The sequence below is a fragment of the Pseudomonas sp. D3 genome, assembly GCF_029320995.1.
Lineage (GTDB): Bacteria > Pseudomonadota > Gammaproteobacteria > Pseudomonadales > Pseudomonadaceae > Aquipseudomonas > Aquipseudomonas paraveronii.
The window spans coordinates 1,897,343-1,910,044 of the sequence record NZ_CP119772.1; the positions used below are offsets into that span (position 1 = coordinate 1,897,343).

The following is a 12,702-nucleotide window of genomic DNA, read 5'->3' on the forward strand; positions in this document are numbered from 1 at the left end:
AATGTTGAAGATTAAGGGTGAGCGTCTATGGGCCAGCCTGATGGCCATGGCCGAAGTCGGCGCGACCGCGCGCGGTGGTAGTTGCCGCCTGGCGTTGAGCGCCGAAGACCAAGCCGGTCGCGAGCTGTTCAGCCACTGGTGCAAGGCTGCCGGGCTGACCCTGAGCGTGGACGCCATCGGCAACCTGTTCGCCCGGCGCGCCGGTACGGATAAGGACGCCGCGCCGGTGATGATCGGCAGCCACCTCGACACCCAGCCCGAAGGCGGGCGCTTCGACGGCGTCTACGGTGTGTTGGCTGGCCTGGAGGTGATGCGCAGCCTCGACGACCACGGCATCCAGACCCGCAAGCCGCTGGAAATCGCGGTATGGACGAACGAGGAGGGCGCCCGTTTCACCCCCGCCATGCTCGGCTCCGCCGTGTTCACCGGTACGTTGGCGCTGGACCAAGCCCTGGCCACCACCGATGCCGACGGCGTCTGCGTGGCCGACGCCTTGCGCATGATCGGCTACCACGGCGAGCGTGTTTTGGGCGGGGCGGTGGATGCGTATTTCGAAGCCCATATCGAGCAAGGCCCGATCCTTGAGGACAACGCCAAGAGCATCGGCGTGGTCAGCGGCGGCCAGGCGATTCGCTGGCTCGACGTGCGGGTCGAAGGGCTGGCCGCGCATGCAGGCACCACACCGATGCCGCTGCGCAAGGACGCACTGTATGGCGCCGCAAAAATGATCCAGGCCCTGGAATGCCTCGCCACGGATTTCGCTCCCCAGGGCCTCACCACTGTCGGCGAGTTGAGCATTGCCAAGTCTTCGCGCAACACCATTCCCGGTTTGCTGACCTTCACCGTCGACCTGCGCCATCACCGCGACGCCGACATTGAGGCGATGGAGCAGCAGGTCAGGGCGCGCTTGCAGGCCATCGCGCGCAAGCGCGGCCTGAGCGTCACCATCAGCCCTCATTGGATCAGCCCGGCCACGCCATTCGATGCCGAATGCGTGGCCTGCGTGCAAGCGGCGGTGGACGCCTTGGGTTACAGCCAGCAGCCCATTGTCAGTGGCGCGGGCCATGATGCCATCCACCTTGCACGCTATTGCCCGACGGCAATGATCTTCATTCCCTGCGTCGGCGGCCTCAGCCACAACGAAGCCGAAGACGTACTGCCCGAGGACGTGCGCCAGGGCGCCGATGTCTTACTCAACGCCGTGTTGAAACGTGCCGGCCACGCCAACTGACCACCTCATTCTGGAAGACTGAAGACGATCCGCTATGGGTGCAGGCAAGTCAGCACCCACAGGCCACCGTGCTCACTCAGGAGATGCCCATGCAAACGTTTTTCCACCCCGAACAACTCCTGCATCATCCGCGCAGCTACTACTCCCGTGGTCAGATGCGCACGCCGCAGGAAGTCCCCGAGCGCGCCCGCAACCTGCTGCAGGCCGCGCAAACGCTGGGCTTTGAGATCGTGTCACCCGAGGACCAAGGTCTTGAGCCACTGCTGGCCGTACACGGCGCGTCCTATCTGGCCTTCCTACAGGAGGCTCACCTGCGCTGGAAGGAAATCCCTGAAGACTGGGGCGACGAAGTCATGTCCAACATCTTCGTGCGTGAGCCCAACGCCCTGCGCGGCATCCTCGCTCAAGCCGCGCGCTACCTGGCAGATGGCAGTTGCCCGGTCGGCGAACTGACCTGGCGCTCGGCCTATTGGTCGGCCCAAAGCGCCGTCGCCGCCGCCAAGGCCGTCCTCGATGGCGCGCCCGCCGCCTACGCGCTGTGCCGCCCGCCCGGTCATCACGCGCGCTTCGATGCGGCGGGTGGCTTCTGCTACATCAACAACGCGGCAGTGGCGGCGCAGGCGTTGCGCAAGGGCTTCCAGCGCGTCGCGGTCCTGGATACCGACATGCACCACGGCCAGGGCATTCAGGAGATTTTCTATGATCGCGACGACGTGCTCTACGTGTCGATCCACGGCGACCCCACCAACTTCTATCCCGCTGTCGCCGGTTTCGCCGACGAGCGCGGCAACGCGACGGGCGAGGGCTTCAACCTGAACCTGCCGATGCCCCACGGCGCCAGCGAGGCGGTGTTCTTTGAACAACTCGAACGTGCCCTCAAAGCGCTGAAGGACTTTTCTGCAGATGTGCTGGTGCTCTCCCTGGGCTTCGACATCTACGAACTGGACCCGCAAAGCAAAGTCGCGGTGACGCGGGACGGGTTTGCGCGGTTGGGTGAGTGCATTCGTGGGCTGGGGCTGCCCTGTGTGATCGTGCAGGAGGGCGGGTATCACCTGCAGACGTTGGACAGCAATGCGCAGGCTTTCTTCGGCGGCCCGCAGGCTTGGGCGAAGTAACCGGGTATCAGTCTTGCGGAGGTGTGATATCTTTGTGCCATCATATGTCGTGACGATCACGGAGGATGGTATGAAGAAGCTGTTATTGGTGGGGGTATTGGTGGTGTTGGCGTTTAGCCCGTTTATTGCGGCGGCGTGCCCGAAGGGGACGCATCCGGTTGGGGGCACGGGGTCGCATCACAAAGGTGGGACTTGTCAGTAGTCGATTGATCGACGATGCGTGTGAAATCACGGTTCGAGCGTCAACCCTTGCGAGTGCGCTTGAGGGCGGTTAACCGATGACCGCACCGAAAAGCCTGCAGAACTGAATGTTCTGCAGGCTTTTTCGTTTCGGATGGAGAGATCATGGTCTTTCCCGTGGACGGATTTTTCCGTATACGCAATTCCCCCTGTAACCCTGCATGACTGATCCCCGGCGCATGAGGGCGAAATGAATGACGTCTCTAAAGTCTTGTTCCTTGCGGCCGAAATATCCTTGTATGACATCTGATCACTAATAAGAGCCTCGAAAAATGTCCTTACGTAGCCTGTCCATCGCCCGCCGTGCGGGCCTGGGTTTTGCTCTGATTGCTTTGCTGGTGGCCGTACTCGGTTTTTTTGCGCTCTCGAACATGGCCAGCATTCGTGAAAGTGCGGTCCAGGTTGAGCGCGGGCTGGTGCCTAAAATGCGTCTGGTCTCGGATATCCGCGAGATCATGTTGCGCATTCGCACGATCTCTTTGCGTATGGCGCTGGACCCGAACCCGGCAAGCATCCCGCAATACCGCAGCCAGATGGACACGCGCAGCCAGGACCTGAGCAAAAGGCTGGCCGACCTCGATGCTGTGATCGACAGCCCCGAAGTCCGCGCGTTGTATGAGCAGTTCCAGGTCTCGCTACGCCAATACCAGCAGGGCCTGGCCCGGTCGTTTGCGCTGGCCGACCAGCAGCAGGGCGCTGAACTCAACAAGTTGTTGCTGGTGGACATGAAAACCGTGGTCGACGGCTCCGGCGCCCAGCTCAATGCGTTGGCCGACTACTACAACGCGCAGATCAGCCAACAGGGGCAGGCGGCCGAGGCGCAGTATGGCCGTTCGCGCACGATGGTCTTCGGCTTTGTACTCCTGGCCGCCTTGAGTACCGTGGCGCTGGCGTGGCTGCTGACGCGCAGCATCGTCGGCCCGCTGAGTCATGCGGTGCGGGCGGCGGAAAACGTCGCCCGTGGCGATCTGACCGAAACGGTGGCGGTGACCGGCGACGACGAAGTGACCCGCCTACTCGTGGCTCTCCAAAGTATGCAAGCCAGCCTGCGCGGCACCTTGCAGCTGATTCGCCAGTCGGCCGGGCAGTTGGCGTCGTCCGCTACCGACCTGAACGGCATCACCGACCAAAGCAGTCGCAGCCTGCAAAAGCAGACTGCGGAAATCGAGCAGGCCGCCACCGCCGTCAACGAGATGACCTCGGCGGCTGATGAGGTGGCGCGCAACGCGGTGTCCACCTCCGAGTCCACACGCATGTCCAACGAAACGGCGCGCGAAGGCCAACATCGCGTGGGCGAAACGGTCAGCGCTATTCAAGCCCTGAGCACCAACATCGGCGAAACCTCGACCCTGGTGCAGCACCTCGCCGAGCAATCGCGGGATATCGGCAAGGTACTCGACGTGATTCGCTCCATCGCCGAGCAGACCAACCTGCTGGCGCTCAACGCCGCCATCGAAGCGGCACGCGCCGGGGAGTCCGGACGTGGTTTTGCGGTCGTGGCCGACGAAGTGCGCGCCCTGGCGCACCGCACCCAGCAATCGACCCTGGAAATCGACCAGATGGTCAGCGCCATGCGCGCGGGTTCCGACCACGCACTGACTTCGATGCAGTCGAGCACCGCACGCGCCACCGACACCTTGGCGTTGGCGGAAGGGGCCGGCGGTGCCTTGAGCCAGATCACCGATTCCATCGATCAGATTCACCAGCGCAACCTGGTCATCGCCAGTGCCGCCGAGGAGCAGGCTCAGGTCGCCAAGGAAGTTGATCGCAACATCGTCAACATTCGCGACTTGTCGGCGCAATCGTCTTCCGGTGCCGGGCAGATCAATGGCGCGAGCCGGGAACTGGCGCAACTGGCGGTCGCGCTGAACGAGGCGGTGGCACGCTTTCAACTGTAGTGACGTGCGTCGCGAGTGGCGGCGCGCAGGATGGCGCTAATTCAGCGTCGGTTCTTCCACGATCTCAATATTGACCGCTTGCCACTCGCCCCCCGGCCCCCGTTCCACTTCGTAAGTGACGGTTTGCCCTTCGCGCAGCACCTGACCGCCCTGGGCGGTGCTGCTGCGAAAGAACACGTCTTGCGTATCGTGGACGGCAGTTTCGCTGCTGATGAATATTGCAGTCTGTGGAGTTTTACTGGGCATAGCCGTTCTCCTTTTCCAGTGCAATGCATGGCCCGTGGTGGGCGGGGTGAAGCGGTCATTCGAGGGCTTGTCAGTTGACCACTTGGACTTTTTCCGCCTGCATGCCTTTAGGCCCTTGAATCGCTTCGAAGCTGACTTTCTGCCCCTCTTTCAGTGATCTGAATCCATCGCCTTCAATCGCCTTGAAGTGTACGAACAGGTCGGGTCCGCTCTCCGGAGTGATGAACCCAAAGCCTTTTTCGTCGTTGAACCACTTCACTGTGCCGTTCTGTCTATCGCTCATTGTTCGTCTCCTCTAAACCCTTGTGTCCTGCTATGCACCGACGCGTTGTCGAGTGCGGCATACATAATCAAAGACCCGCGCGAGCCAATCGTCAACACAGCGCGAGACCAGCGGTACTGTCATTTCTGACAGGTTCGCAGGCTATGAAAACGCGCCATACTGCGCAGTTTCATGCTGAAAATCTGGCGTATTCGAGCGGCAGTCCCCGCGCACATGGCGCCTCGTTACCGCCCATACGATAATCCCCCCATCCCGATCCCCATTGGCCGCCCTCCGTGATCATCAACTTCGACCTCAACGACCTCCAAGCCTTCCGCGCCGTAGTAGACAAGGGTAGTTTTCGCGCTGCCGCCGATGCCATCCGGATCTCGCAACCGGCCCTCAGCCGTCGCATCGAAAAGCTCGAAACTGCCCTGGATGTGAAGTTGTTCGAGCGCACCACGCGCCGAGTCAGCCTGACCATGGTCGGGCGCGCCTTCCTGCCGCAGGTCGAGCGCATCCTCGACGACCTCGACATCGCCCTGATGGGCATCAGCAACGTTGCCTCCACGCGTATGGGCGACGTGACCATCGCGTGTGTGCCGTCCACCGCGTATTACTTCATGCCTCATGTGATCTCGGCATTCCACAAGCTGTACCCCAAGATCCGCCTGCGGGTGCTGGATGCCAGTGCCGGCGAGGTGTGCAACGCGGTGGAAAGCGGCGAGGCGGATTTCGGCGTGAGTTTCAGCGGCAGCCTGGCCGATGAGGTGGAGTTCGAATTGCTGTTTCAGGAGCGTTATGTGCTGGCCTGCCGCCGCGATCACCCGCTTGCCGAGCGCGCCAGCGTAAGCTGGGCCGAGGCCTACGAGCATGACTACATCACGGTGGACAAAACCTCGGGCAACCGTTTCCTGCTGGACCAGGCCTTGCGCGGGGTGCGGGTGAAAAAGCCGAGCATCTGCGAGACGCACCACGTGACCACGATGCTCGGTTTGGTGGAGGCGGGGCTGGGCGTGGCGATGGTGCCGTCGATTGCCATGCCGGGCTCTGAACACTCGACTTTGCTGAGTGTGCCGCTGGAGGAGCCGCAGGTGATGCGCAATGTGGGTTTGATCAAGCGCCGCGGGCGGACGTTGCCGCCGGCGGCGCTGGAGTTGGAGCGGTTGGTGCGGGAGCTGCCGTATCGCTCAGCGTGATACCGAGTCCAGGCCGGTGGATTGCACCACCGGTTGCGCCTCGGGCGAGGCGAGGTACTGCAGCAGCGCCTTGGCCTGCGCCGGGTGTTCGGCGTTGACCGGAATGCCCGCCGCAAAGCGCGTCACCGATTGCACGTCTTCGGGGATCTTGCCGACGTAAGTCACCCCCGGCACCGGCAACAGTTCCGCCACCTGTTGCAAGCCCACCTCGTAGTCACCCTTGGCGACCTGTTCGGCCACGGGGATGCGTTCGATCATGGTGCCCTTGGCCGGCATGCCGAGTTTCTTGAACAGTTCCTTCTCGACATACACGCCGCTGGCGCTGTCCGAATACGCCACGGACTTGGCCTTGAGCAACACCGCTTTGAGTTCGGCATCGGTGCCGATGGCCGGTTTGGCCGCGCCTGCTTTCACCACCAGGCCGATCCGCGAATCCGCCAGTTCCACGCGGGACGCTTTGTCGACCTTGCCTTGTTTGATCAAGTCATCCAGGGCGTAGCCGACCATGATCACCACATCGGCGTGTTCGCCACGGGCCAGGCGGTTGGGAATCGCTTCCGGCGCCTTGCCCATCGACGGGCCGAGGACGGTGTCGAGGGTGTCGCGGCTGCGCTGGGCGTATTGCGGGCCCAGCAGCGTGTAGGCAGCGGTGAAGCCACCGGAGGTCATCACCGTGAGTTGTTCGGCCTGGGCCGTCAGCGCCAGGGCGCTGAGGGCGAGGACCGTCAGGGTGTTCAACAGCGCTTTCATTGCGCCGCTTCCGGCATCACCTGCCCACGGGTGTTGGCCCGGTAATACAACGCGAGGGTCGAGCACAGGGCGCACAGGGCGGCGAACATCAACCAGTAGGCCGGCGAAGCCTTGTCGTCGGTGATGTGAATGAACCAAGTGGAGATCGCCGGGGTGAAACCGCCAAAGACTGCGGTCGCCAGGCTATAGGCGAGGGAGAAGCCCGCCACGCGCACTTCCACCGGCATGATTTCGGTCAGCGCCGGGATCATCGCGCCGTTGTACATGCCATACAGGAAGGAGAACCACAGCAGGGTTTCGAGCATATGCGCAAAGCTCGGCGCGTTTACCACGTAGGACAGCGCCGGATAAGCCGTGAGCACCGTCAGCGCGGTCATGGCGACCAGCACCGGTTTGCGCCCGAAGCGGTCACTCAGGGTACCGCCGATGGGCAGCCAGACAAAGTTCGATACGGCCACCAGCAAGGTCACCAGCAACGCATCCGACGTGCTCAGTTGCAGCACGGTTTTGCCGAAGGTCGGCGCGTACACGGTGATCAGGTAGAACGCAGTGGTGGTCATTGCCACCATCAACATGCCGCCGATGACCACGGACCAGTTTTTCGCCAGGGTCGCCAGCACTTCGCGCATGCTCGGGCGATGCTTGCGGTTGGCGAACTCTTCGGTCTCTTCAAGGTTGCGCCGCAGCACAAAGATGAACGGAATGATCACGCAACCGACGGCGAACGGAATACGCCAGCCCCAGTCGGCCACAATCGCCGGTTCCATCCACACGTTCAGGCCATAACCCAGCGCGGCGGCGACCACGATGGAGATCTGTTGGCTGCCCGATTGCCAACTGGTATAGAAGCCTTTGCGGCCGGGGGTGGCCATTTCTGCGAGGTATACCGACACCCCGCCCAGCTCCGCACCGGCCGAGAAGCCTTGCAGCAGACGGCCGAGCAACACCAGCGCCGGTGCCCACAGGCCAATGGTGTGATAACCCGGCACCAGCACGATCAGCAGCGTGCCGCTGGCCATGATCGACAGGGTCACGATCAGCCCTTTGCGACGACCGACATCGTCAATGTAGGCGCCCAGGATTACCGCGCCCAACGGACGCATCAGGAAGCCCGCGCCGAATACAGCGAAGGTCATCATTAATGACGCAAACTCATTAGCGGCGGGGAAGAACGCGGCAGCGATGTAGGTGGCATAGAAGCCGAACAGGAAGAAGTCGAACTGTTCGAGGAAGTTGCCCGAAGTAACGCGGAATACCGCACCCACTTTTGAACGGGCAGAGTCGGGTCGGGTAGGGCTTGTCATGGTTTTGTGTCTCCAGCGTTCTTTTTAAAGTGCTTGTTTCGCTTAGGACTGAGGATAGTGGCTGACACATTTGGAAATGATAAGTGAGTAATTTGGATTGATTGATGCGTTTTGATTATCAATTGTCAGCGCAGACCCATTGTGCAGTCCTTGTTCTATGCTTGCAGGCGTAACCAACTCTTACGGCCGGGGGTGCCTATGACTGACGAACAGAAACAGCGGGACGAGCGGGAGCGGGAGCAACGTCGGCGGCGCTTGGAGGAAGAAAAGCCGCAGACCTGGAAGCATCCCGAGGACGGTACGGAGCTTTCGGAGCAGGATCAGGAAATTCCGCTGAAACCCTGATGCCCCAAGTGTGGGAGCGGGCTTGCTCGCGTTTGCGCTATATCCGTCAGCCAATCGAGCACCCTGTGTGTGGGGTTGCTGACCCTGGCGCTGCGTTTGCGCCCGGAACAGCCAACGGCCTCTCGGGTGGTTATGAGACCAGCAACGAAATAGGATAACCCGACGCCAGCACCAGATACGCCACCACCGCCGCGAGGCACAAACCGACGAATACCCGCAACAAAGTGCGGGCGGTGGGGTGCGCGATAAACTGGATGATCCAGATACAGAACCCGGCCAAGAGAGTGGCAGCGGCGAGAGTGACCAGCACGAGAGTGTTCCTGCGAGCTTGAAGAGCTGATTTATAGTCGCAAAGCTGTCTATTGAACAGAGTGCGCATAGACGCAGCCCCTTCGGGCTTTCTAAACTGCGGCTTGTCGTGGGGAAAGAGCAGGCGCTGATGAATCGCAATGAATTACGTAAGGCCGACATCAACTTGATGGTGGTCTTCGAAGCACTGATGCTCGAGCGCAATGTGACGCGGGTGGCGGAGAAGCTGTTTCTCGGCCAACCGACCATCAGTTCGGCGCTCAACCGGCTACGCACCTTGTTCAACGATCCGCTGTTTATTCGCGTCGGCCACCGCATGGAACCTACCGCGCGGGCCGAGGAAATCATCCTGCATTTGTCGCCAGCCCTGGACTCGCTGTCATCGGCCCTGAGCCTGACCCACGATTTCGACCCGTCCGTCAGCACCATGACCTTCCGTATCGGCCTGTCCGATGATGTCGAGTTCGGCCTGTTGCCGCCGTTGCTGCGCGCCTTGCGCCAGGAAGCGCCGATGGTGGTGTTCGTGGTGCAGCACGTCGACTACTGGCGGATTCCCGATCTGCTGGGGTCCGGTGATATCACCGTCGGCATCACCCAGACCCGTGGCCTGCCGGCGAATGCCAAGCGCAAGTTGCTGCGCCATATCCGCCCGCGCCTGTTGCGCGCCGACGCGTCCGACCGGCCGCTGACCCTCGATGAATATTGCGCGCGGCCCCATGTGCTGGTGTCCCACACCGCCAACGTGTCCGGGTTTGCCGATGAATGGCTGGCGGAAATCGGGCGCAAGCGTCATGTGGTGTTGTCGGTGCCGCAATACAGCGCGCTGCCGGCACTGCTGGCCGGCACCGACCTGATCGCCAGCCTGCCGGACTACACCGCCGAAGCCATGTCGCTGTCGGGCAACCTGTTTTGTGAGCCATACCCGTTCGAGACACCCACCCTGGATTTGTCCATGGTCTGGCTCAGCCATGTGGACACCGACCCTGCCGAGCGCTGGATGCGTTCGCGGCTGGAGGCGTTTATGAGCGACCGCGACCTGGTGAAAAAGGCCTGACGCTTTTATCCGTGGTATATCTAGGAATCTTCCTACGGTTACTTCGGAGACTCCCATGCCACACCTGCACCTGGAATACACCGCCAACCTGACGCAACTGGACACCGATAAGGCTCTATTGCGTCTGAACCACGCGTTGGTGGCCTCCGGTCAGTTTGGCGCCGAGTTCGATATCAAGAGTCGTTCGATCAAGGTCGAGAGCTTTCGCGTGGGCACCGGCATGAACGTGCGGGGGTTTGTCGCCGTGCGCCTGGCGTTGCTCAGTGGGCGCTCGGCGCAGGTCAAGAAGCAGTTATCGGAAAGCCTGTTGGCCGTGGTGCAGGAGCTTGGGCCATGGCCGGAGGGGGTGCAGGTGCAACTGAGTGTCGAGTTGCTGGATATCGATCGCGATGCCTACAGTAAAGTTGCGATCGGCTGAGTGCTTCCGTCCTCCACAACCCTGCCGCTCTGCGTCGGTGCGTGAGATTAGAGTAATCCCTGCTCAGCGCAGACTTTCACGACTTGTTCCCTGAACCAGGTATTGGCGCTGTCCTGTTCACTGGTTTCGTTCCACTGCATGTCCAGGGTGAACCCCGGCAACCCGTTGGGCGCCTCGCAATGGCCGAACACTGCGGCGGGTGCCAGCAGTCTTTGCACACGGCGGGGCAGGGTAACGATGAAGTCGGTGCCGGCGATCATCTTCAACGCGGCGCTGTAGCTGTTGGCCCGGGCGACCACTTGGCGCTTGTGAGCCTGGCGCGCCAGCCAGCCGTCGATCATGTTGGTGTCGGAGGTCCACGGCGTGGGGAATACGTGGCGTCGCTCGACGAAAGACTGCAGGCTGAACGCCGCCTCACGGGGCGCTGCACGTTTGTCGAAGACACACACCAGGTCGTCTTCGAGCAGCATCTGGGTCTTGAAGTCTTTATGGGCGCGGTGAAAGTGCGGGCCAAAACACATCACCAGGTCAAGGCGGCCTTCGCGCAGGTCGTCGGCGGGGATCTCGGTTTCCAGCTTGCGCACATTGACGATCACCGGCAGGTCGGCGCGGTCGAAGTTCTTCAACAGGCGCGGCAGGATCAACTGCTCGAAATACTCCGGGGCGCACACGTTGAAGGTCACGGCTTTCTGGGTGGGATCAAAGGCCTGGCCACCGGCGTGGCACAGGTTGATGCTTTCGAGGATTTTCTGCACATGGCCGTACATGGTGCTGGCCTTGTACGTCGGACGCATACCCGCCCGCGTGTTGATAAACAGCTCATCCTCGAAGCTGGTGCGCAGCTTCTTCAAGCTGTAGCTCACGGTTGACTGGCTGACGAACAGCGTTTCTGACACCTCGGTAACGCTGCTCTGGTCGTAGACGGCGATAAACACCATCAAATCCTGCATATCGAGCTTTCTGAGCAAGTTACTGTTTAGCATCCATTCCATCCGGTAAGCCTTGGCACTGTGGCAGCGCGCGACAAGGGTAGAAGGTTAACGGAACGGGCGTGCCAATAGAAAGCTCTGTAGGGTGTTTCTATGTTTTGTGTGGGACAAAAAGTGTTTGCAATACGACGTCAGCGAATGTGGTCCGCGTAATGCTTCGGATCGAAGCGCGTGACGATCAGCAGCATCACCCCGATCACCGCCGTCAGCGACCACCATGCCCATTCGAAACTGCCCAATTGATCGCGGATCATCCCGGCGATCAACGGCGACAGGCCGGCAATCAGGTAGCCGATGCCTTGCACAAACGCCGTCAGGCCACCGGCGCGGCGCGGGTGGTCGAGGTGGTCGAGGGACAGGATCAAACTCATCGGGAACAGCCCGCCGATGCCCAGGCCGAGTAGGCAGGGCCACAGCAAACTCAGGTATTGGGGCGCCAGGATCAGCCCGCAGAAACCGAGGATGATCAGCACCAGCAATACCGCCACCACTGCGCGTTTATCCTGGCGACGGTTAGCGATGGCCGGGGTCACGAGGCCCGAGATGACTTCCATCGCGGTGAGGAAACCCAGGAGCAAACCGGCATGCTGTTCGCTCCAGCCTTGTTCGACGTAGTACGGCGCCAGCCACGCCAGGACGCAGGTGTAGGAGGCTGTACCGAGGCCAAAAAAGATCGCCAGCAACCAGGCGCGACCATTGCCGAAAAATCCTTCCTGCTTGTCAGAACCGGCCTGGGGCAGGGCGGGCAGCGCCGCACGCTGGGCGGACCAGAAAACCAGGGCGAGCAAGGCCAGCCCTGCCCAGATCGCCAGGCCGATGCGCCAACTGCCGGTCTGCACCTGCACGAACGGCGAGAACGACGCCGCCAGCGCCGCACCGCCCATGATCGCCGTGACGTACAAGCCCATGAACAATGAAACGTTAGCGCTGAAACGCGACTTGATCAGCGCCGGCATCACCGCCTGGATCATCGCGATGCCAACCCCCGCAGCGATCGCGCTGACGATCAATTCCAGCGCCGAATCGAGGAACAACCGCGACAGCGTCGCCGCGCCGATCACCAGCAGCGACACCGCGATGCTGCGATGTTCGCCGAAGCGCTTGGCCAGGCCCATGCCGAAAAACATCGCCAGGCCCATGGCCATGACCGGCAACATGGTCAGCAACGCCGCGCTGCTGAAACTCAACGGCACCTCGCCGCGAATCGACGCTAACAACGGCCCTACGGCCGCCATCGACGGGCGCAGGTTAAGCGCGACTAGCACGACGCTGATCATCAGCCAGACGGCGGTGGTGGATTTTACGTGAACGTTTGCCATGAGCCTGCCTTGAGTGAACAAGG

14 protein-coding genes are annotated in these 12,702 nt (G+C 61.6%); 7 read left to right on the plus strand and 7 right to left on the minus strand.

Annotated elements, in window-relative coordinates:
• The first annotated feature begins 1 nt into the window (after window position 1).
• From P3S72_RS08625 to P3S72_RS08635, 3 genes are all read left to right on the plus strand, one after another.
• Complete coding sequence (locus tag P3S72_RS08625) at window positions 2–1,231, plus strand: Zn-dependent hydrolase (RefSeq protein WP_276196987.1); 1,230 nt, start codon at window positions 2–4, stop codon at window positions 1,229–1,231.
• A gap of 89 nt (window positions 1,232–1,320) precedes the next feature.
• Window positions 1,321–2,346: a histone deacetylase family protein gene (locus P3S72_RS08630; RefSeq protein ID WP_276196988.1), complete on the plus strand. Its 1,026-nt coding sequence runs from the start codon at window positions 1,321–1,323 to the stop codon at window positions 2,344–2,346.
• 512 nt (window positions 2,347–2,858) lie between these two features.
• Window positions 2,859–4,484, plus strand: coding sequence for a methyl-accepting chemotaxis protein (locus P3S72_RS08635; RefSeq protein WP_276196989.1), 1,626 nt, complete (start codon window positions 2,859–2,861; stop codon window positions 4,482–4,484).
• Window positions 4,485–4,520: 36 nt separating this feature from the next.
• Here the strand turns inward: P3S72_RS08635 and P3S72_RS08640 are convergent, their stop codons facing one another.
• Both P3S72_RS08640 and P3S72_RS08645 read right to left on the minus strand, forming a co-directional pair.
• The gene (locus P3S72_RS08640; RefSeq protein ID WP_276196990.1) at window positions 4,521–4,730 is read right to left on the minus strand and encodes a cold shock domain-containing protein; all 210 of its coding nucleotides are present in this window, start codon (window positions 4,728–4,730) and stop codon (window positions 4,521–4,523) included.
• Window positions 4,731–4,800: 70 nt separating this feature from the next.
• Window positions 4,801–5,013 carry a cold-shock protein gene (locus P3S72_RS08645; protein WP_276196991.1) on the minus strand — a complete coding sequence of 71 codons (213 nt, stop codon included), beginning with the start codon at window positions 5,011–5,013 and terminating at the stop codon, window positions 4,801–4,803.
• Window positions 5,014–5,288: 275 nt separating this feature from the next.
• Here P3S72_RS08645 and P3S72_RS08650 point away from each other — a divergent pair, with 275 nt between their 5' ends.
• Entirely contained in the window at window positions 5,289–6,191 is a 903-nt protein-coding gene (locus P3S72_RS08650; RefSeq protein WP_253394044.1) for a LysR family transcriptional regulator, read from the plus strand.
• Here the strand turns inward: P3S72_RS08650 and P3S72_RS08655 are convergent.
• Entirely contained in the window at window positions 6,183–6,941 is a 759-nt protein-coding gene (locus tag P3S72_RS08655; RefSeq protein ID WP_276196992.1) for a substrate-binding domain-containing protein, read from the minus strand. The genes P3S72_RS08650 and P3S72_RS08655 overlap by 9 nt on opposite strands.
• Entirely contained in the window at window positions 6,938–8,245 is a 1,308-nt protein-coding gene (locus P3S72_RS08660) for an MFS transporter (protein ID WP_276196993.1), read from the minus strand. The genes P3S72_RS08655 and P3S72_RS08660 overlap by 4 nt, the downstream gene beginning before the upstream one ends.
• 198 nt (window positions 8,246–8,443) lie before the next feature.
• Here P3S72_RS08660 and P3S72_RS08665 point away from each other — a divergent pair, with 198 nt between their 5' ends.
• Window positions 8,444–8,590: a hypothetical protein gene (locus P3S72_RS08665; RefSeq protein ID WP_247402874.1), complete on the plus strand. Its 147-nt coding sequence runs from the start codon at window positions 8,444–8,446 to the stop codon at window positions 8,588–8,590.
• A gap of 130 nt (window positions 8,591–8,720) precedes the next feature.
• On the opposite strand, the gene P3S72_RS08670 is transcribed toward P3S72_RS08665, so the two are convergent.
• Complete coding sequence (locus P3S72_RS08670; protein ID WP_276196994.1) at window positions 8,721–8,900, minus strand: hypothetical protein; 180 nt, start codon at window positions 8,898–8,900, stop codon at window positions 8,721–8,723.
• Between the two features lie 129 nt (window positions 8,901–9,029).
• Between P3S72_RS08670 and P3S72_RS08675 the strand changes: the two genes are divergently transcribed.
• Complete coding sequence (locus tag P3S72_RS08675; RefSeq protein ID WP_276196995.1) at window positions 9,030–9,953, plus strand: LysR substrate-binding domain-containing protein; 924 nt, start codon at window positions 9,030–9,032, stop codon at window positions 9,951–9,953.
• Between the two features lie 55 nt (window positions 9,954–10,008).
• Window positions 10,009–10,371 (plus strand): 5-carboxymethyl-2-hydroxymuconate Delta-isomerase, encoded by a 363-nt coding sequence (locus tag P3S72_RS08680; protein WP_276196996.1) that lies wholly within the window; start codon window positions 10,009–10,011, stop codon window positions 10,369–10,371.
• Window positions 10,372–10,418: 47 nt separating this feature from the next.
• Here P3S72_RS08680 and P3S72_RS08685 read toward each other — a convergent pair whose 3' ends face one another.
• Both P3S72_RS08685 and P3S72_RS08690 read right to left on the minus strand, forming a co-directional pair.
• Window positions 10,419–11,354 carry a LysR family transcriptional regulator gene (locus P3S72_RS08685; RefSeq protein ID WP_276196997.1) on the minus strand — a complete coding sequence of 312 codons (936 nt, stop codon included), beginning with the start codon at window positions 11,352–11,354 and terminating at the stop codon, window positions 10,419–10,421.
• 137 nt (window positions 11,355–11,491) lie between these two features.
• Window positions 11,492–12,679 (minus strand): cyanate transporter, encoded by a 1,188-nt coding sequence (locus P3S72_RS08690; protein ID WP_276196998.1) that lies wholly within the window; start codon window positions 12,677–12,679, stop codon window positions 11,492–11,494.
• Window positions 12,680–12,702 lie beyond the last annotated feature (23 nt).

Coding starts and splice junctions, on each gene's coding strand:
- P3S72_RS08660 (WP_276196993.1), bottom strand. CDS start 8,245: ATGACAAGCCCTACCCGACCCGACTCTGCCCGTTCAAAAGTGGGTGCG.
- P3S72_RS08680 (WP_276196996.1), top strand. CDS start 10,009: ATGCCACACCTGCACCTGGAATACACCGCCAACCTGACGCAACTGGAC.
- P3S72_RS08685 (WP_276196997.1), bottom strand. CDS start 11,354: ATGCTAAACAGTAACTTGCTCAGAAAGCTCGATATGCAGGATTTGATG.
- P3S72_RS08635 (WP_276196989.1), top strand. CDS start 2,859: ATGTCCTTACGTAGCCTGTCCATCGCCCGCCGTGCGGGCCTGGGTTTT.
- P3S72_RS08655 (WP_276196992.1), bottom strand. CDS start 6,941: ATGAAAGCGCTGTTGAACACCCTGACGGTCCTCGCCCTCAGCGCCCTG.
- P3S72_RS08645 (WP_276196991.1), bottom strand. CDS start 5,013: ATGAGCGATAGACAGAACGGCACAGTGAAGTGGTTCAACGACGAAAAA.
- P3S72_RS08665 (WP_247402874.1), top strand. CDS start 8,444: ATGACTGACGAACAGAAACAGCGGGACGAGCGGGAGCGGGAGCAACGT.
- P3S72_RS08640 (WP_276196990.1), bottom strand. CDS start 4,730: ATGCCCAGTAAAACTCCACAGACTGCAATATTCATCAGCAGCGAAACT.
- P3S72_RS08630 (WP_276196988.1), top strand. CDS start 1,321: ATGCAAACGTTTTTCCACCCCGAACAACTCCTGCATCATCCGCGCAGC.
- P3S72_RS08690 (WP_276196998.1), bottom strand. CDS start 12,679: ATGGCAAACGTTCACGTAAAATCCACCACCGCCGTCTGGCTGATGATC.
- P3S72_RS08625 (WP_276196987.1), top strand. CDS start 2: ATGTTGAAGATTAAGGGTGAGCGTCTATGGGCCAGCCTGATGGCCATG.
- P3S72_RS08675 (WP_276196995.1), top strand. CDS start 9,030: ATGAATCGCAATGAATTACGTAAGGCCGACATCAACTTGATGGTGGTC.